General features: G+C 62.3%; 20 protein-coding genes, 1 tRNA gene and 1 riboswitch. Of the genes, 16 read left to right on the top strand and 5 right to left on the bottom strand.

Going from position 1 to position 17,641, the window contains the following annotated elements; genetic code table 11:
- Positions 1-172: 172 nt before the first annotated feature.
- Positions 173-1,381, bottom strand: a complete 1,209-nt coding sequence (gene metZ / locus NYQ88_RS03465) for an O-succinylhomoserine sulfhydrylase (RefSeq protein WP_275653583.1) — start codon at positions 1,379-1,381, stop codon at positions 173-175.
- A 36-nt stretch (positions 1,382-1,417) separates the two neighbouring features.
- A riboswitch (SAM riboswitch) is annotated at positions 1,418-1,493 on the bottom strand.
- Between the two features lie 103 nt (positions 1,494-1,596).
- On the opposite strand from metZ, the gene NYQ88_RS03460 reads away from it, so the two are divergent.
- From NYQ88_RS03460 to NYQ88_RS03450, 3 genes are all read left to right on the top strand, one after another.
- Positions 1,597-2,703: a 2'-deoxycytidine 5'-triphosphate deaminase gene (locus tag NYQ88_RS03460; RefSeq protein ID WP_275653582.1), complete on the top strand. Its 1,107-nt coding sequence runs from the start codon at positions 1,597-1,599 to the stop codon at positions 2,701-2,703.
- A gap of 206 nt (positions 2,704-2,909) precedes the next feature.
- A tRNA-Gly gene (locus tag NYQ88_RS03455) sits at positions 2,910-2,983 on the top strand.
- 129 nt (positions 2,984-3,112) lie between these two features.
- Positions 3,113-4,507 carry a DUF6538 domain-containing protein gene (locus NYQ88_RS03450; RefSeq protein ID WP_275653581.1) on the top strand — a complete coding sequence of 465 codons (1,395 nt, stop codon included), beginning with the start codon at positions 3,113-3,115 and terminating at the stop codon, positions 4,505-4,507.
- Here the strand turns inward: NYQ88_RS03450 and NYQ88_RS03445 are convergent.
- Genes NYQ88_RS03445 through NYQ88_RS03430 form a run of 4 tightly spaced genes read right to left on the bottom strand, consistent with a single transcriptional unit; the run spans position 4,473 to position 6,578 of the window.
- Positions 4,473-4,700 carry a hypothetical protein gene (locus NYQ88_RS03445; protein WP_275653580.1) on the bottom strand — a complete coding sequence of 76 codons (228 nt, stop codon included), beginning with the start codon at positions 4,698-4,700 and terminating at the stop codon, positions 4,473-4,475. The two genes, NYQ88_RS03450 and NYQ88_RS03445, sit on opposite strands and share 35 nt — an antisense overlap.
- Before the next feature lie 2 nt (positions 4,701-4,702).
- Complete coding sequence (gene dnaN, locus NYQ88_RS03440; RefSeq protein ID WP_275653579.1) at positions 4,703-5,842, bottom strand: DNA polymerase III subunit beta; 1,140 nt, start codon at positions 5,840-5,842, stop codon at positions 4,703-4,705.
- Positions 5,839-6,141, bottom strand: a complete 303-nt coding sequence (locus NYQ88_RS03435; protein ID WP_275653578.1) for a hypothetical protein — start codon at positions 6,139-6,141, stop codon at positions 5,839-5,841. Before NYQ88_RS03435 ends, dnaN begins: the two co-directional genes overlap by 4 nt.
- Positions 6,138-6,578, bottom strand: a complete 441-nt coding sequence (locus NYQ88_RS03430; protein ID WP_275653577.1) for a hypothetical protein — start codon at positions 6,576-6,578, stop codon at positions 6,138-6,140. The genes NYQ88_RS03435 and NYQ88_RS03430 overlap by 4 nt, the downstream gene beginning before the upstream one ends.
- 20 nt (positions 6,579-6,598) lie before the next feature.
- On the opposite strand from NYQ88_RS03430, the gene NYQ88_RS03425 reads away from it, so the two are divergent.
- The 13 genes from NYQ88_RS03425 to NYQ88_RS03365 all read left to right on the top strand — a co-directional run bounded on the left by NYQ88_RS03425 (position 6,599) and on the right by NYQ88_RS03365 (position 17,639).
- Entirely contained in the window at positions 6,599-8,296 is a 1,698-nt protein-coding gene (locus tag NYQ88_RS03425) for a DEAD/DEAH box helicase (protein WP_275653576.1), read from the top strand.
- Positions 8,293-9,744 (top strand): replicative DNA helicase, encoded by a 1,452-nt coding sequence (locus tag NYQ88_RS03420; RefSeq protein WP_275653575.1) that lies wholly within the window; start codon positions 8,293-8,295, stop codon positions 9,742-9,744. The genes NYQ88_RS03425 and NYQ88_RS03420 overlap by 4 nt, the downstream gene beginning before the upstream one ends.
- On the top strand, positions 9,741-10,421 hold the full coding sequence (locus tag NYQ88_RS03415; protein ID WP_275653574.1) for a DUF1376 domain-containing protein: 681 nt from the start codon (positions 9,741-9,743) through the stop codon (positions 10,419-10,421). Before NYQ88_RS03420 ends, NYQ88_RS03415 begins: the two co-directional genes overlap by 4 nt.
- Positions 10,418-11,023, top strand: a complete 606-nt coding sequence (locus tag NYQ88_RS03410) for a hypothetical protein (protein WP_275653573.1) — start codon at positions 10,418-10,420, stop codon at positions 11,021-11,023. The genes NYQ88_RS03415 and NYQ88_RS03410 overlap by 4 nt, the downstream gene beginning before the upstream one ends.
- A gap of 356 nt (positions 11,024-11,379) precedes the next feature.
- Complete coding sequence (locus tag NYQ88_RS03405; RefSeq protein WP_275653572.1) at positions 11,380-12,906, top strand: phage portal protein; 1,527 nt, start codon at positions 11,380-11,382, stop codon at positions 12,904-12,906.
- Between the two features lie 2 nt (positions 12,907-12,908).
- A complete protein-coding gene (locus tag NYQ88_RS03400) occupies positions 12,909-13,247 on the top strand; it encodes a hypothetical protein (RefSeq protein WP_275653571.1) in 339 nt (112 codons plus the stop codon).
- Between the two features lie 11 nt (positions 13,248-13,258).
- The gene (locus NYQ88_RS03395; RefSeq protein WP_275653570.1) at positions 13,259-14,299 is read left to right on the top strand and encodes a head maturation protease, ClpP-related; all 1,041 of its coding nucleotides are present in this window, start codon (positions 13,259-13,261) and stop codon (positions 14,297-14,299) included.
- A gap of 1 nt (position 14,300) precedes the next feature.
- Complete coding sequence (locus tag NYQ88_RS03390) at positions 14,301-14,690, top strand: head decoration protein (RefSeq protein ID WP_275653569.1); 390 nt, start codon at positions 14,301-14,303, stop codon at positions 14,688-14,690.
- 3 nt (positions 14,691-14,693) lie between these two features.
- Entirely contained in the window at positions 14,694-15,731 is a 1,038-nt protein-coding gene (locus NYQ88_RS03385; RefSeq protein ID WP_275653568.1) for a major capsid protein, read from the top strand.
- 9 nt (positions 15,732-15,740) lie between these two features.
- Entirely contained in the window at positions 15,741-15,920 is a 180-nt protein-coding gene (locus tag NYQ88_RS03380; RefSeq protein WP_275653567.1) for a hypothetical protein, read from the top strand.
- A gap of 1 nt (position 15,921) precedes the next feature.
- Positions 15,922-16,305: a hypothetical protein gene (locus NYQ88_RS03375; protein WP_275653566.1), complete on the top strand. Its 384-nt coding sequence runs from the start codon at positions 15,922-15,924 to the stop codon at positions 16,303-16,305.
- Positions 16,305-17,099: a hypothetical protein gene (locus tag NYQ88_RS03370; protein WP_275653565.1), complete on the top strand. Its 795-nt coding sequence runs from the start codon at positions 16,305-16,307 to the stop codon at positions 17,097-17,099. Before NYQ88_RS03375 ends, NYQ88_RS03370 begins: the two co-directional genes overlap by 1 nt.
- Positions 17,100-17,105: 6 nt before the next feature.
- Positions 17,106-17,639 carry a baseplate assembly protein gene (locus tag NYQ88_RS03365; protein WP_275653564.1) on the top strand — a complete coding sequence of 178 codons (534 nt, stop codon included), beginning with the start codon at positions 17,106-17,108 and terminating at the stop codon, positions 17,637-17,639.
- Positions 17,640-17,641 lie beyond the last annotated feature (2 nt).

Raw genomic sequence — 17,641 nt, 5'->3', positions numbered from 1 at the left:
GTGGGGAAGCGAGAGTGTGCCACACACACGGTGCCACCCTCCCCACGAGGGGGAGGGAGCCGAGGCGGTCGAGCTTGCGCCTCCCTCCCCTTGATGGGGAGGGATTGCGGGTGGGGTGATCTCGAGACGAGGGTTCCCCCCACGCGTCGAAAGAGCGCCACCACCCCTGTCATCACACCTGATCCAGCCCATACATCAGATCGGCAATCAGATCGTCCGGGTCTTCCAAACCCACCGACAGGCGCAGCAGGCCCGGCGTGACGCCAGTTTCCAAGCGCACCTCTTCGGTCAGGCGCGCATGGGTCGTCGTGCGCGGATGGGTGATAAGCGATTTGGAATCGCCCAGATTATTGGAGATCAGCACCACCGCGAGGCTGTCTGAGAAGGTGAACGCCGCCTCCTGCCCGCCCTTGAGATCGATCGCCATCAGCGTCGAGCCGCGCTTCATCTGCCGCTTGGCCAGATCATACTGCGGGTGGCTCGGATGGTGCGGATAGGCGACCCGAGCAATCTTTGGGTGCGCAGCCAGTGCATTGGCGATCTTTTCGGCGCTATCGGTCATCTGCTTGACGCGCAGCGCATAAGTTTCGAGCCCTTTTACCAGCACCCAGGCATTGAACGGCGACAGCGTCGCGCCGGTCTGGCGCAGGAACGTATGCACATCGCCTTCGATGATTTCCTTCGAGCCCAGCACGACCCCGCCGAGCACCCGGCCCTGCCCGTCGATATGCTTGGTGGCCGAATAGGTGACGATATCGGCGCCCAGCTCCAGCGGCTTCTGCCAGAGCGCGGTCGAAAACACATTGTCGACGATCAGCTTGGCGCCATGGGCATGGGCAATCTCGGCGACCGCGGCGATATCGACCAGTTCCAGCGTCGGATTGGTCGGGGTCTCTATAAACACGACCTTGGTATTGGGGCGCATGGCGCGGGCGAAATTTTCGGGATCGCGACCGTCGACCAGCGTCGATTCCACGCCGAAGCGCGGCGCATAATCTTCCACCACATAGCGACAGCCGCCGAACAGCGCCTGCGCGGCAACGATATGATCGCCGGCGCGCACCTGGCTCATGATCGCATTGGTCACCGCTGCCATGCCGGTGGCAAAGGCGCGTGCCGCTTCTGCCCCTTCAAGCAGCGCCATCCGGTCCTGGAACATGTCCATGGTCGGGTTGGCGAAGCGCGAATAATTGTGTCCGCCCTCTATCTTGTTCTGGAACAGCAGCTCGGCGTGCTCGGACGAAGGATAGGAATAGCCGGAATTGAGAAACAGCGCCTCGCTGGTCTCGTTGAACGCCGTGCGCTTACCGCCTCCGTGAACCATTTGTGTCGCGGCGGAGCGCTGGCGCGGATCAAGGAGGGGGTTCTGGGCTTTGGACATAGCAGTTGCCTTCAACAAAAAAACCGGCGCGCAAGGGCGGCCGGTTCGACGGTCTTTAGCTATTTGTTTAAAGTGGCTGCAAGCGACCGGCCAAATCGCCACTGTGGGCGCGATCTAACGGTAATTGCGCTGCCGCGTCAATCGCAGTGGTGGCGCAGGACGTTCGCCTTTGCTAGGGGAGAGCGATCACTTTTGTACCGGATTGATGGGGCACCATGACCGAGCTTTGGCCCAAGGGCGTATTTCCTGCGCGACTGATCGAAAAGCTCCACGATACGGGCGCCATTATCTCGGCGACACCGTTCGACGCCGATCAGGTGCAGCCGGCCAGTCTCGACCTGCGCCTCGGCTCCAAAGCATTTCGCGTCCGCTCGAGCTTTTTGCCCGGCCCCGCCCATTCAGTGGCCGAGCGGATCGAAGCGCTCAAACTTCATGAGATCGACCTTTCCCAGGGCGCCGTGCTGGAGCGCGGCTGCGTCTATCTCGTGCCGCTGCAGGAGAGCCTCAAACTCCCCGCCGATGTCAGCGCCTCGGCCAACCCGAAAAGCTCGACGGGGCGCCTGGACGTCTTCACCCGCGTCATCGGCGATCGCGCCCGCGGCTTTGACCAGATGCCGGCCGGTTACGAAGGCCCGCTCTATCTCGAGGTCAGCCCGCGCACTTTCCCCGTGCTGGTGCGCACGGGCTCGCGCCTTTCCCAGATGCGCTTCCGCTCCGGCGACAGCCGCCTCAATGCAGCAGAGCACCTCGCCCTCCACCAGAGCCAGACCCTGGTCGTCGATGGTCAGCAGCCGGTCGGCGAAGGCGTTGCGCTCTCCATCGATCTGCGCGGCGACGGCCGCAACGGGCTCATCGGTTTCCGCTCCAAGCGCCACACCGCCGTTGTCGATGTCGACAAGAAGGGCGCGCTCGACGTGCTCGATTTCTGGGAGCCCATCTATAACCGCGGCCGGGCCGAGCTGATCCTCGACCCTGACGAATTCTACATTCTCGTCAGCCTCGAGGCGGTGCATGTCCCGCCCACCCATGCGGCCGAAATGGTGCCCTTTGATCCGCTGGTGGGCGAATTCCGCGTCCATTATGCCGGCTTCTTTGACCCGGGCTTTGGCCATTCCGCGGCCGGCGGCACCGGCAGCCGCGCCGTTCTCGAAGTCCGTAGCCGCGAAGTGCCGTTCCTGCTCGGCCACGGCCAGACCATCGGCCGGCTAGTTTACGAAGACCTCGCCGAAGCCCCGGACCGCCTCTACGGCACTGCGCTCGGCTCCAACTACCAGGCCCAGACCCTCAAACTCTCAAAACACTTCAAGCCCTTCGAAGCCTGAGCCACCATTTCTGCGGGGATCATCGTCTGGTCCCCGCAAATCGATTTCAGCAACAAACCCAACAGGTTTTGCCCCCTTCCCGGCAGTGACCCCTGTCCCCCTGCCCGGCTTATTCCTGCTCCTCCACTGCCGGTCTTGGGGATGAAGATATCCCCCGCGCAGACACCTTGACGCCCCGGCAGAATTCGCGCATTGATCCCGGCGATGCGGGTGTAGCTCAATGGTAGAGCAGAAGCTTCCCAAGCTTACGACGAGGGTTCGATTCCCTTCACCCGCTCCAAAAACCCCCAACATGAACAAGCCTTAAAGCGTTGAAAAACAAACGCTTTTCCTTTTGCGACGACAGTCTCTTGACAGTCCGCGCCGTCGTGGTGTTCCTTGTGGGGATACCTACGGGGACACCTGAGTGATGGGCGGCCGAAAAGACAGCACTGACGCGGATCGTTTCCTGCAGCAAAAGCGGGGGATCTGGTACTATCACCGCAAGGTGCCCAAGGCCCTTCGCGACATCGACGATCGCCCCCCGCTGGTGCGCATTTCCCTTGAGACACGGAATATCGGTGAGGCGCGCCCGCGTCGCGATGCCTATGAAGCTGCGGACAATCAGCTCTGGGGTGCAATGCTCGCCGGTGACGACCAGGTGCGGGCACGCCGCTTGTATGAGGCTGCAGTTCGTCGCGCAGAAGCGCTTGGCTTCTCCTATCGGTCGGCCGCGGACGTTGCCGATCTCCCGGTCGACGAATTGCTTGACCGCACAGAGACGCTGGCTAGCGCTGGCCGTACCGTCGCACACCAGGCCGCACTCCTCGGTGGGGAGACGCCCCCTCCCCTGGTGCTGACCGAGGTCTACAAGATCTATGCCGACGAGATTTCGACTGGCGCTTTGCGGACCAAGAGCGATCAGCAGCGGCGTAAATGGATCAATATCAAGAAGCGCGGTGTTGACCGGTTTGTGGAGGTCGTTGGGGATCTCGACATCAATAGAATTTCTCGCGAGGACGCCCTCAAGTTCTGGCGCTTCTGGCAGAAGCGGATCGCCCCGAAAGAGGGCCGCCCGACCCACTCTCCATCGTCCGGAAATCGCGAACTCGGCTCGCTTCGCACCATCTATGGCGAGTACTTTGCCCATATCGGGCAGATGGATCGCATAAATCCCTTTGCAGGCCTTTCCTTTACCGAAAAGGCGAAAAGGAAAAAGGTGCGCCCACCCTTCCCCACCGAATGGATCCGCGACAAGATTCTACAGCCTGGCTCGCTGGACCGTCTCAATGACGAAGCCCGCGCAATAGTGCTCGCAACCATCGAGCTTGGCGCCCGACCGAGCGAGATGTGCAACCTCTTTGCTAGCAACATCAAACTGGACGCGGCCGTACCGCACCTCGCCTTTGAGGAGCGTGACGATCCGGATGACCCGCGGGAACTGAAATCGGCAGCCTCGATCCGCGTGGTGCCGTTGGTGGGTGTGGCGCTGGAGGTGTTTCGCCGCTTCCCCAATGGCTTCCCCCGATATCGCGAGCGGGAAGAGGCGCTGTCGCAATTGGTCAACAAGTACCTGCGCAACAACGGGCTGACCCCAACTCCGTCGCACACGCTTTATGGCCTGCGGCATTCGATGGAAGATCGGATGAAGGATGCCGGCATCGGCGATGATCTTCGACGCATCATCCTGGGGCACAGGATCGACCGGGAGGAATACGGCACTGGTGGCTCTCTGGAATGGCGTCGCGCAGAATTGCAAAAGGTGGCGCTGCTGTTCGACCCTGCAGTGTTTACTGGGCTGCCAGCCGCTCCAGCCTCGCCCTGACGAGCGCCATCGTGGCTTGCTTTTCTCGTAGCGCCTGAAGCTCGCGCTCGAGGCGCTCATAGATCGGCAGATATACAGCTCCCTTGGCACCCGCCATGTGGATGGCGAGCGCCACTTCATCCATGGCGCGCTCGATGCGTTCGATGGTGACGGGCGGAGCTTTTGCTTTCCGACGATCGGTGGGTACGGCCATCGTCACACCCTCATCGGCATGACGACGGCGCGGCGGTCCGCATGGCTGCCACTGGTCAGCGTGATGGGGCCATTTGTCCCTGCAAGTCCAACCTGGACGATGTCGGTGTCGAGCGCATTGATCATCTCGACCATGTATTTGTAGTTGGCACCAATTTCGGTGACCTCGAGCCTGTCGAGCAGCTCGTGCTGACAGACGTCGCTGCCGGTGAAGTTGGGATTTTCGAGATCACGCGTCGTGAGCTCGGTTTCTTCCTCACCGAACACCATCCTCACCGGCTTGCCCTGCTTGGCGAGCGCACCCGTCACGGCGCCGGCGGTCTCGATGCTGCTGGCAAGGCCCTTGGCGTCATAGGAAAGGGTGGGGTCGCGCCTGGGCATGACACGGCGCCAGTCCGGGAAGGTGCCATCGACGAGCTTGGAGATCATTTCCATTCCGCCGCCTGTGACCCGGATGCGGTCCTTGTCCACTTCCATGCCCAGGAACTCTGCCTTGTCAAAGATCTTGGCGATCACGGCCGTCGTCTTGTTGGGGATGATGATCGGCGCCAGCTCCGGCGGCAGATCATCCACTGTCATGTGCCGGGCAAGGCCCTTGTGACCATCGGTCGAGACGAAAACGAGGCTTTGGGCTGCCGAGCTGCTATTGATGTCGCCCATCTGCATGGCGACACCATTGAGGTAATAGCGCGTCTCTTCGTGGCTGACGCTCGCCTGGTGCGCGGCGAGGATCGATCGAAAGACGGCGCCCGGGACGGTGAAACTGACAACGTTGGTGGGCGGAAAGAGGTGCGGGAAGCCATCCGCCGGCAATGTCGGCAGATTGAACTCGGACCGACCGGACTTGACGCGAAGGACGGGCGCATTGCCCTCGACGGGAATGAGCTCAGCTTCGGCGCGATCCTTGATGCGGCCGAGGGCGGCCGTCAGGCGACTGGCGTCGACACAGATCGCCGAAAAGCTGCCAACGCAGGGAACGGTCGTGGTCAGGCGGATATCGAGGTCAGTTGCGATGAGCTCGAGCTTATCCCCATCGGCCACCAGGCGCACGAAGCCAAGAATAGGATTGGGCGTGCGGCCTTCGATCGTCTGGGAGAGCTTGCTCATGGCTTCGGCCAGCTGGCGCGGAGCGATCTTGGTCATCGCAGATCCTCCGGACGCAGGCCGCCCAGGCCATGCCAGTCGGGGCCCAATGCTTGCTCGAGGTGGTGAAGTGCTTCACGCGTCTCGCCTCGTTTGAAGTAGGCAAGAGCGCTTAGAACGCCCTCGTCCGCTGCGGCGGTATAAGATTCATCTTCACCGAACAGGTGGCTTTTGGCGCTGCCAAGCAGGTGATCCCATTCGCCGCTCCGAACACGGCGCTCCACTTCGTTCTTGAGAAGATTGCTGTCGATGAATCTCAGTTCCGCGGCACCGATTGGGCGGGTGGCTGACGTGTTCATGCTGCCCTCCTGAAGCCGGCGCGATGGGCGTCGCGGGTCATGGTGACGAGCGCGTCCAGGAATTCCTGCTCGACGTCGTCGCGCTTGCGGAACTTGATCGGCTTGCCAGAAAGGCAGGCCGCGCTCGGCACCCATTCGGGCCCTTTGCCACGAACAGCATCACGATATTCGGTTGCCAGCGCTCTAGCGTCGGCGACGTCGACGGCCTGGCAGATTGCCGCCGAAGGGGGGGAAAGCTCAAAAAGAGGATAAATGGCCTGATCGAGGATCCGGCGCTCGACCGCGCGGATGTCGAAGCCGCCGCCATAGCCCGGGGCGCCCAGCAGGGCGAGGTCCTTGAGGGGCGTTGGCCAATCGCGCGTGAACGCTTCGGGCGCATCGTGCAGCAGCCCATAGATCCGCGTGGCCGGATCTGGCATGTCCTCGGCGAATACCATCTCGTCGTGGAGTACGCGTCGTGACCTCGCTCGCCATCCCCGATCGCACCTTTGGGCGGCTAGAATGGCACCAAGGATTCTGGCAGCTGCGCGGGCTGCCGCCGCATGTGTCGCTCAAATTCAAATCCATGTTCGCCAAGGTGGCCAAGACCCGGGCTGGCGAGTTCGATCTCAAGGACACCTCGACGACAGCCACGGACCTGCTCTGGTTCATGCAACGCTTCCCCATGGCCATGGGCGAGGACGCTCGCAAGCGGCTGGAGCGCAGCTATGAGCATGGGCTCAATCAAGCCGCCGAAGCGCATCGGATCATGGCGGACGATTGGGTGCCGTCGCCCGTGGCGGCGTTCAAGCCGGACAGGTCGCCCTATCCCTTCCAGGCGCAGAATGGCGCCCTGGCGGCTCGGCTGGGCCGATTGCTGATCATGGATGATGTCGGCCTCGGAAAGACCATTTCCAGCCTTGCTGCCATTGCCGAAAGTGGGCACCTGCCGGCCGCCATCGTCGTCCAGGCGCACCTGACCGAGCAGTGGGTCGACGAATACATCACACCTTTCACCACCATGACGGCCCATATCATCACGGGCACCAAGCCCTATGAGTTGCCCAAGGCTGACCTCTACATCTTCAAATATTCAAACATCGTCGGCTGGGTCGACATTGCGGCTGCGGATGTCTTCAAGGCTGTCGTTTTTGACGAGGTGCAGGAGCTGCGCCACGGAACGGAAACGTCCAAAGGCAGGGCGGCCAAGGTCTTCTCCCAGCATGCGCGCATGCGCATCGGCCTGACGGCTACCCCGATCTACAATTATGGCGCTGAGATCTACAATGTCGTCCAGGCGATAGAGCCGGGCGCACTGGGCACCTTTGGCGAGTTCTGCCTTGAATGGTGCTCGGGCTTTGGTCCCAATGCCACCGTCATGGACCCAAGCGCACTTGGTGCATACCTGCGCGACGAGCATCTCGCCGTTCGCCGCACAGAGGGCGATGTCGGCAAGCAGATGCCGCCTGTCAACGTCATCATGCATGACATGGACTTTGACCACAAAGCCTCGGAAAGCTTCGAAGAAGAGACCAAGCGACTGGCGCTGAAAGTGCTGCACGGCAGTTTCATGGAATCCGGTCAGGCGGCGCGCGAGCTCGATATCTGGATGCGTCAGATTACTGGGATCGCCAAGGCCAAGGGTGTCGCGGCGCTCGTGCGCATGCTCGTGGCATCGGGCGAGAAGGTGTTGCTCGCCGGGTGGCATCGCGAGGTTTATTCTATCTGGCTCGACGAGCTCCGCGACCTGTTTCCGGTGATGTATACAGGCACCGAAACGGGCAAGGGCAAGCTCAAGGCCAAGCGGGCCTTCATGGACGGCACGTCCAAGGTCATGATCATCTCGCTGCGCTCCGGCGCGGGCCTTGATGGCTTGCAGCACTCCTGCCGCACCGTGGTCTTTGGCGAGCTCGACTGGTCGCCGCAGGTCCATAAGCAGGTGATCGGCCGCCTCCGCCGTCCTGGCCAGCAAGGGCAGGTCGATGCGATCTATGCCACCACCAATGGCGGATCGGACCCGGTGATCATCGAGATGCTGGGACTTAAGTCCAGTCAGAGCCAGGGCATTACCGATCCATTCTCCGGCACGGTTCAGCAGCACAGCGACGACGGCCGCATCAAGCGCCTGGCGCAGGCTTATCTCGACCAGATTGATGGGGAGGCAGCTCGGCCGTGACCGACCAGACTAACCTTCCGCCGCACAATATCGAACTTGAGCAGGCCCTGCTCGGTGCGGTGCTGACCAATAATGACGCCTTCTGGCGGGTCTCGGATTTCCTTGATCCGGGGCACTTCTTCGAGCCTATCCATGGCCAGATCTTTGAAATCATGGCCTCGCTCATTCGCGTCGGCAAATCGGCAACGCCAGCGACGCTGAAAACCTTCCTGCCCGAAAAGCTGACGCCGGACATGGGCATGTCGCACTATCTGGCGCTGCTGGCGCGCGAGGCGGTGAGCGTTATCAATGCCATCGACTTCGGCGGGCATATTCGCGTCTTGGCGGTGCGGCGACGGCTTTGCGATGTCGCTGCGCTTACCCAGGACCTGGCGCGCAACGCGTCCAGCGACCAGACCGCCTCGATGCTGATCGAAACCGTGGAAAAGGAGCTGTTTGCCCTCGCCGAGCGCAATGGCGGCGCCGGAGGCGTCCAGCCGTTCAGCGTGGCGCTGTTAAAAGCCGTCGACATGGCGGGAAAAGCCTATCAGCGCGACGGGCACCTGTCGGGCACGGCAACAGGCCTGCGCGACCTCGACAAAGTCATGGGCGGGCTGCAGCGCAGTGACCTCATCATCCTTGCCGGTCGTCCTGCCATGGGCAAGACTTCGCTGGCGACCAACATTGCCTACAAGATCGCCGACGCCTTCTCAGCTCAGCTCACCGCCGACGGCAAGGAAGAAACAATCAACGGTGGCCGGGTGCTGTTCTTCAGCCTCGAAATGAGCGGCGAGCAGCTGGCGACACGCATTCTCTCCGAACAGGCCGAGGTTGCCTCCTCCGATATTCGGCGCGGTGCCATCCACGAGAACCAGTTCCAGCGTATTGTCGATGTCAGCCAGCGGCTCAATCGCCTGCCGCTCTATATCGACGACACGGGCGGTATGAACATTGCCCAGCTGTGCGCCCGGGCGCGCCGCCAGAAGCGCCAGACCGGCATCGACCTCATCGTCGTCGATTATCTGCAGCTGCTGAGCGGGTCAGGCGGCAAGGCGCGCGAAGGGCGCGTCCAGGAGCTAACGGAGATCACGACGTCGCTCAAGGCGCTCGCCAAGGAACTGGACGTGCCCGTGGTGGCGCTGAGCCAGCTGAGCCGGCAGGTCGAGAGCCGCGACGACAAACGCCCCCAGCTGGCCGATTTGCGCGAAAGCGGCTCGATCGAGCAGGACGCCGATGTCGTGCTCTTTGTCTATCGCGAGGAATATTACCTGAGGGCGCGTGAGCCCAAGGAAGGCACCGCCCAGCATATCGACTGGGCGAGCCAGATGGAGCAGGCCAGGGGCCGCGCCGATGTCATTATCGGCAAGCAGCGCCACGGCCCTACGGGCGCGGTAACCCTCGCCTTTGACGCCTGGCTCACCCGATTTTCCGATCTTTCCAACCCCGTTTCAGAGGAACCCATCTCATGAGCGAGCGGCCCTTCATGCAGCTCTATGTGTCCGACTTTGTCGGCGACACGCTGCACCTCTCCACCGAGCAGATTGGCGCCTACATGCTGCTGCTGATGGCCATGTGGAACGCCGGTGGCAAGCTGCCCGATGACGACGCAAAGCTGGCGCGCGTGGTGCGTCTTAGCGTCAAAAAATGGCGTTCAATTGCACCCGATCTGATGGTCTTTCTGGAAAAAAGAGAGGGTGAAATCTGGCATAATCGCCTGACAAAAGAGCTCCAAAAAAGCGCGGCTAAAAGTGAAAGGAGAGCTGCTTCTGGAAAGCAGGGCGGAAGCGCTAAGGCCTTGAAAAACCAAGAGGCAGGCCTAGCAAATGCCAGCGTTTTGCTAAAGCATTCTCCAGATACTATAAAAAAAGAAAAAGAAAAAAGTTCACATATTCAAAGCAAACCGGTGGCAAACCCCACCCAGCTGGAGGACCGTATCCGGGTCCACAAGGACGATCCCATCTTTGCCGAAATCGCCGCCATGCGCGGCGTCCCCATCCAGTCGATGCAGGTCAGCGAACGGGATGGCTTCTGGCCGTTCCCGATCACCGAGGTGGGGCTGGCGCGGCAACGGCTCGAGGCAAGGGCTGGCCCTGAAATGCTGAGGGCAGCGAATGATTTGGGCACTGGTCTGGAGAGAATGAATTGAGCCTGGTTCGGGAAAAGCGCGACATCGAATGGCTGGTCAACTGGGCGCTCGAAAAGCAGGGCGTGCTGCGCGGTGCCGGCGGCGGCGAGGCTGGCGGCGGCGGTCCGGCGTGGATGACGCTGGGCACGGTGATTTCGGGTGGTGGCGGCGGCAGCGACGGGCGCTGGATGCACGACGATGCCATGGTGATCGGCCAGGAATTGCTGGCGATGGCAGGCGATGAGCGGCTCACCGGGCTGATGGCGCTGGTCAAGCGTTACGGCATGACCGGGACACGGCCGGACTGGGGCGCGGAAGGCTGCGGGCGGTATGTTCTGGTGCGCAAGCGGGGCGGCAAGGCGACCCGGCGCTACGCCGATCAACGGCAAGCGCGCGGCCTGATGGGCTTTGAGTTTGCGTTCGAAGGCTCGACGATGGAGGAGATCGAGCATCACATGATCCAATATGCGGGGTGGTGGGAGGCGCTTGGCGCGCTGCGCGACAGAATCAACCCGCTGATGCGGGCGTATGAGGCCACGGGACCGCGGGCGCCCGAAGCGCCCTGGGACGCTCCGGAACGCGTGTTGCACGAGGTTTCCAACAGTGTCGTGGGGGTGCGATAGAAAGCCTATTGCCTTTGAGGAAAGAATTTGACACATATCGGGACAGATGATTAGGAATCACGACACGCCTCGGCCTCACCGCCGGGGCGTTTTCGTTTGGCGCGCTGAGACGCTGGCGAAACAACCAACTGCAAATTTGCAGGAAGTGCCGTGGGCCTGAGCTTCTGACCTCCTCACATGAAAGGGACTGCCCATGCACATTCGTGCTTTTCTGGGTGCGGCTCTGCTCGGTCTGGTCATGCTGGCGTCCGCGCCGGTTATGGCCATGACGGTGGATGAGCCGCCCGAAATCTGTGTCCTCGACTTTGCCCAGCCTACCCTCGACCTGGTCCAGCCTGTCGCCCCGATCTGCGACAATGTCGATATCGCCGATCCTGGCGATGCGCCGCGCCGTGGTGCGGGATGCGCGCTCGGATGTGATCGAGGCGGCAGAGCGGGCGAGCGCGCTGGCGCTCGACTTCATGCACAACTCCGGCTGGCTGGCCGGTGCTGCCGACCAGGTGGTCAGTGACACCAACGGAATCGAGCTCTCGCTCAATGCCCGTCCGGATCTCGCTGCGCTTGGGTATAGTGCCGAAGAGCAGGCGGCCTGGGCGCGCCTGGTGCAGGCAGCATGGCGGCGCTGGAGCTGGAACGCCCACGAGTGTGATCTGGCGGGGCGTTCCACCATCCCGGAAATGCTCGATGCGGTGATCCGGGCCTATCTGGCCTATGGCGAAGCCTTTGGGGTGCTGGACTTTGTGCCGCAGCGCAGCCGGGCGCGGCATGGTTTGTCGACCGGAACAAAAGTGTCGCTGGTCGCCCCACACCGCCTGCCGCGCGTGAGCCGGGAGTTTGAAGGGCTCGACCAGGGCATTTTTCAGGATGCCTGGGGCCGGGCGCTGGCCTATCGCTTCCGTCGCCGGGAAACCGGCATCGATGTCGATCGCGACATTGCGGCCCGCGATGTCATTCACGTCATGGACCGGGGCGAAAACTCCGGCTCGGTGCGCGGCATCTCGGTGATGGCGCCGGTGCTCAAGGTCATTGCCCAGTCCGACCAGCTCGCCGATGCAACGCTGTCGACGGCGCTGATGCAGACCATTTTCGCCGCGACGATCAAAAGTCCGGAGGCCAGCGAGGACGCTTTTCAGGCGATTCAAACCCTGGCCGATGACATGGGGACGTTCGATGGGGCAAAGGATGTTGCCCAGGACCTGCTCGACATCTGGGGGATGCGGATCGAGGCGCTGAAAGAAAAGGGCATCTCGATGTCTGATCCTGCCCGGATCAATCATCTGGGGCCGGGCGAAGAACTGCAGCTGCACACGGCAGCAACGCCGGGGTCACAATATCTGCCGTTCTCGAAGAATTTGCAGCGGGAGATGGCGCGACGCCTCGGGATTACGGCCTCGAGCTTCACCATGGACTTTTCCGACGCGTCCTATGCCTCGGTGCGCATGGAGGGGGCGACCATCTGGCCAATCGCTGTCCGCCGGCGCGAGCGAATCGCGGCGCCGTTCGCGCAGGCCGTTTATGAGCATTGGCTCGAGGAAGCCATTGCCGAGGGCCGGATCCCGCTGCGCGGCGGGCTTGCTGCCTTTACAGCGCATCGGGACCGCATCTGCTGGGCGGAATGGCGCGGCCCCGAACAGCCCAGTGCCGATCCCTACAAGGATGCCATGGCCAATAAGGTCAATCTTGAGACCGGCGCCACCTCGTTGCAGCGCATCTATGCGGCCAAGGGACAGGACTGGGAGGAAGAAATCGATCAGGTCGGCAAGGAAATCAGCCGCCTCAATGCCATCGGCATGGCCGTGCCCCATGGCCGCTCGCGCGGGGGCGATGGCGCAGGTCCGCTCGGCGCGGCCGCAGACGGCCAGCGCCAGCCAGAGGAGAGCTGATCATGGCAGAAGAGGACTTCCACCTCGACGTTCCTAGTCCAGAGGACACACCTCCGGGTGATACCGGTCCGATCGACACCCCTCCGGTGGTTGTTGATCCGCTGGCGGTCGACTGGTGTGCCCGGGCGGTCTTGCTCCGAAAAGTCGAAGAAGCGCTGCTGATGGGTGAGATGATCACCGAGGCGCGGTTCGGCACGGACATGAACCGCTTTGCCGCTGCCGGCCTCGAAACCGTGCAGAGAGAGCTGGAAAAGGCGATCCGTCAGTGCCGGATCAGCCGGGGCGAACGGCCGAAACGGACGCGCTTTGCGATGTCGGGCCGGATGACGCGCCCCTACTAAAGGATTTTACCATGGCTGCCATACTCGATGACGGAAAGCTTCGGCTTTCCGGCTATGTGGGTGACTATTACTATGACGATGGCTTCACCGCATCCGACGTCGTGATGGCGCTCGCCCAGCTCGACGATGATGCCGCGCTCGATGTGCACATCAATTCCGGGGGCGGCATTGCCACGGAAGGGGCCGCGATCCACGCGCTGCTCACCGCCCGCACGGGAACGACCAATGTGATCGTCGAGGGTGTTGCCGCTTCGGCCGCCTCGCTGATCGCCATGGCGGGCAAGACGGTGACGATGTCGGCCGGCGCGGTGATGATGATCCACGATCCTTCCGGCATCACCTGGGGCACCTCGGCCGAACACGCCAAGACGATGGCCGCCCTCGATACCCTCGCGACCGCCTATTCGCGCGTCTATGCCGCCAAGTCGGGCAAGACCGCCGAAGATTGTAGGGCGATCATGAAGGCTGAACGCTGGATGACGCCGGAAGAGGCGGTCAGCGAAGGCTTTGCCGACGCAACGACCGAAACAGTGTCCGAGCCGGTCGCGGCCTTTGACTATCGCACCTATGCCCGCGCGCCTCAGGCCCTGACGGCCCTGGCCACGCAGAAGAACTGGTCGGCTCCGACCATGAAAGCGGCTCCCGCCGCGTCACCACGTCCAGCACCGGAGAACACCATGTCGGACAAGACCGACGGCGGGTCCAAGCCCGTCGACGCAAAGCAGATCACGGCAGACGCCAAGACGAGGATCAAGGCGATCATGACCTCGGCGGAAGCCGCGGGTCGGGAAGAACAGGCCGAATACCTGGCCTATGACACCGAAATGAGCGCCGCGGATGCCGTCGCTATCCTGGCAAAAGCGCCAAAGCCAACCGCCGCTGCCGATCCTGATCCTTCGCCGGGTCCAGGGCCGGTCGACGACAGCGCCACGCTCGAAGCCCGCCGCCTCAATGGCGAAGGGCTCAATGGCAAGCCGGCGACCGCGCAGAGGTCGGCACCCACCCTGATGGTGGACAATATGCGCAAGCTGCTCGGAAAGGGGGCTGCATAAAATGGCCAATCCAATTGTTGAAGGCCGCTACGCCAGCGATTGGCTGAAGCGAGAAGCGGACAGCCACTTTTCGCGCGAAGAGGCGATCATCGCCTCCGGCGCCGGGATCGTCCAGACCGGCACTGTGGTCGGCAAGATCACAGCCTCGGGCAAGTACAAGCCGGTGACGGTGGCCGCCAGTGACGGCAGCCAGACCGCCGCCGGCATTGTCCTCAACCCGGTCGATGCCACATCGGCAGACCAGAACACCGTCATCATCGTCCGCGATGCCATCGTTGTGCACCAGGGCCTCAAATATGGCGCTGACATTGACACGACCAATGAGCGGACCGCCATCACCACTGCTCTCGGCGCGCTCAATCCGCCGATCATCGTGCGCGAAGGAGCGTAAGGGATGCCGACCATTCTTGATATCTTCGGCAATGTTGCCTTCAGCGCGACCTCGCTGACCCAGGCCATCAATATCGTACCCAACGATTATGGCCGCATCCGCGAGCTGGGACTGTTTGCCAGTGAGCCACTGACCACCACGACGGTCGCCGTACAATATGCCAATGGCACGCTGAACCTCTTGCCGACGCGCGAACGCGGTGCGCCGCCAAGCCAGGGCATGCCGGAAAAGCGCGGCGTGCGCAGCTTCCGCACCTTCCACATTCCGCACGACGATTATGTCAACGCCGATGATGTCCAGAACATTGTCGCCCGCGTGGCCGATGATGGGGTGCTGGACAGCGTGGCGGCCCTGGTCAATCGCAAGCAGATCGTCATGCGCCGCAAGCATGCCATCACCCTTGAGCATATGCGCATGGGGGCGTTGCGCGGCGAGATTCTCGACAGCGATGGCAGTTCGCTGCTCAATCTCTTCACCGAGTTCGGTGTCAGCCAGAAGAGCGTCGACTTCGTGCTTGGAACCACCGGCACCGATGTGAAGGCCAAGGCGCGCGAGGTCGTCTCCTATATGGAGGATAATCTCGAGGGCGAAACGATGTCGGGCATTCACGTGCTCGCCTCGCCCGAGTGGTATGAGAAGTTCATCGGCCACGGCAAGGTCGAGGAAATCTACAAATACTATGACGGCCAGAACAATCCGCTGCGCCAGGATGTGCGCCGCGGCTTCCCCTTCCATGGCCTCACCATCGAGGAATATCGCGGCTCGGCGCAGTACCTGCAGGAAAACGGGACCTATGCTTCGCGCCGGTTCATTCCTTCCGGGGAAGCGATTGCCTTCCCGATCGGCACGCAGGACGTGTTCCAGACCTATTGGGCGCCGGCGGACTTCATCGACACGGTGAACACGCTGGGCGAGGAAATCTACGTCCGCACCGCGGTCGACCCCGAGTTCCAGCGCTGGGTCAAGGTCCACAGCCAGTCCAACCCGCTGCCGATGGTCAAGCGCCCCAAGCTTCTGGTGAAGCTGACCTCGAGCAATTAGGAGGCCATCATGCTGGTCAGGAACAAGGAAACCGGCGCAGTCGAGACGCTGCGCCATGGGCCGGCGACGGACGCCGTCGCGGCCGGAACGCATGCGTTCGTCAATCTCGACGAGACGGGCGAGAGCGACGACGCCGGCGCGGGTGACGACAAAAAGCCCAAGCCGGCTAAAACGGCCGGGAAATCCTGAGATGCCGATCGCGTCTCGCATGCAGGATGTGCGCGAGCGCGTTGTCTCCGGTGTCGATCGGTTCTTTGCCGAAACGGTCCGGCTTTCGCCCATGGCGGATGGCCGGACCGACCCCAGCCGAACGCAGATCGCGTTCGAGGCGATCCTGCGGGTCGGTGGGGGCGGCGAAACCAATGCCGCCGGTGGGCAGGGACAGAGCTGGCGCACCCAGATCGCGGCCGGACGGGCTGAGCTGCATATCAATCGGGCCAGCTATATCGGCCCGGTCATCAAAACGGGCGACAAGATCCGCGCTGTGGCGCGGCGCGGAGATCCCCTGTTCGTCGTCCTGCGGGTCGACGATCGCGGCGAGACCCGCCTTGTGCTCGAGCTGGGAGAAGTCTGATGAGCCTCTGTCGGATTGCCCTGCGCATCGCGGCGGTCGAAGCGATCAAAGGCAATACACTGGTCGGTGACCGCGTGCTCGATAGCCCCAATGGCGCCCTCGATGTCCAGGCTGACGGCAGCCTGCGCACGGATGAGGAAAAGCCCTTTGTCAGCGTCTTTACCGACCAGGCCAAGGCCGAGGATGTGTCAGGCCGGGGGCTGGTCGAAAACGGGCTGTGCGACCTGGTCATCGAAATTGGCATGTCCGGGGCAATGACCGAGCAGGAGCAGGAGACAGACGAAACGGTCCTCGTCGGCATTTCGGTGCCCTCGACGGATCGAACCATCGAGTTCTTTCTCGATGTCATCCAGCGGCAGGTTTTCGATGCCCTGTCCGACCCGGACAATGCGTGGGCCGAGATTTATCGGGGCCTTCACTACCGGCTGGCCAAAATTGAATATCTCAGCGCCCGAACCTCGGACGATGGCAGCAAGATTGCGGGCCGACAGGTTCGGCTGACAGTGGACTTGGCCGATGATCCGGTGCGGGGAGAAGTGATGGACGCGGATGCGCCCTTGCTCCAGTTCCTCGACAAGCTCGAGGAAATGACCGACCCGACCTACCAGACACAGGCGGCCTTGATGCGGTCTCTACTGACCGGCGAGAATGAAGAATGGAAATCCCTGCAGCGGCGCCACGGGCTGACCCTGGCAGAAATGCGGGCGCTCGAATTGGGCGATGATCCCGACATCGGGCCTCTGGCCGAAGTTGATTTTGACATCGATGGCCGGCCTATCGTGACGGTGGAGTAAGCTCCGATGCTGGATTTGATCGTTGGCATGAAAGCCGACCTCGAGATGCTCAAAACGGCTTTCGGAAATTCTCTCAAGATCGGTCCGGTGGCCCAGATCGACGCCGAAAAGGGCTACCGCCTGCGGCTCGGGGGAAAGGATGACGAGCCGTTCCTGTCGCCCTGGTATCCTCACCCGGAGACCGGCAAGACCAGCGTGCCGCTCAAGCTCAAGCAGATCGTCGGGGTGGTGAACCCGGCTGGGGACCCGCGGCAGGGATTGGTGTTCCGCGCGGGCTACTCTGACGACAATCCCTCGCCCAACACGGATATGAACGCCAATGTCTTTGACGATGCGGGTGTCCGCATCGAGATCAAGGATGGCGTATTGCACATTACCGCCGCGCAGCACGTCGTGGTGAACGCGCCAAAGGTGTCACTGGGCGGGGAAGGCGGGAAACCCGTAGCCCGTATCGGGGACATGGTTTTGGTCGGAGCCGGCTCATCGGCCGGCCCGTGGCCCATCGTTGAAGGCTCGTCGGTCGTTTCGGCCGTCGACTAGGA

Source organism: Devosia sp. SD17-2, from assembly GCF_029201565.1.
GTDB lineage: Bacteria > Pseudomonadota > Alphaproteobacteria > Rhizobiales > Devosiaceae > Devosia.
The sequence above is the reverse complement of the archived record's forward strand: the minus strand, read 5'-3'. Positions and strand labels throughout refer to the sequence as shown.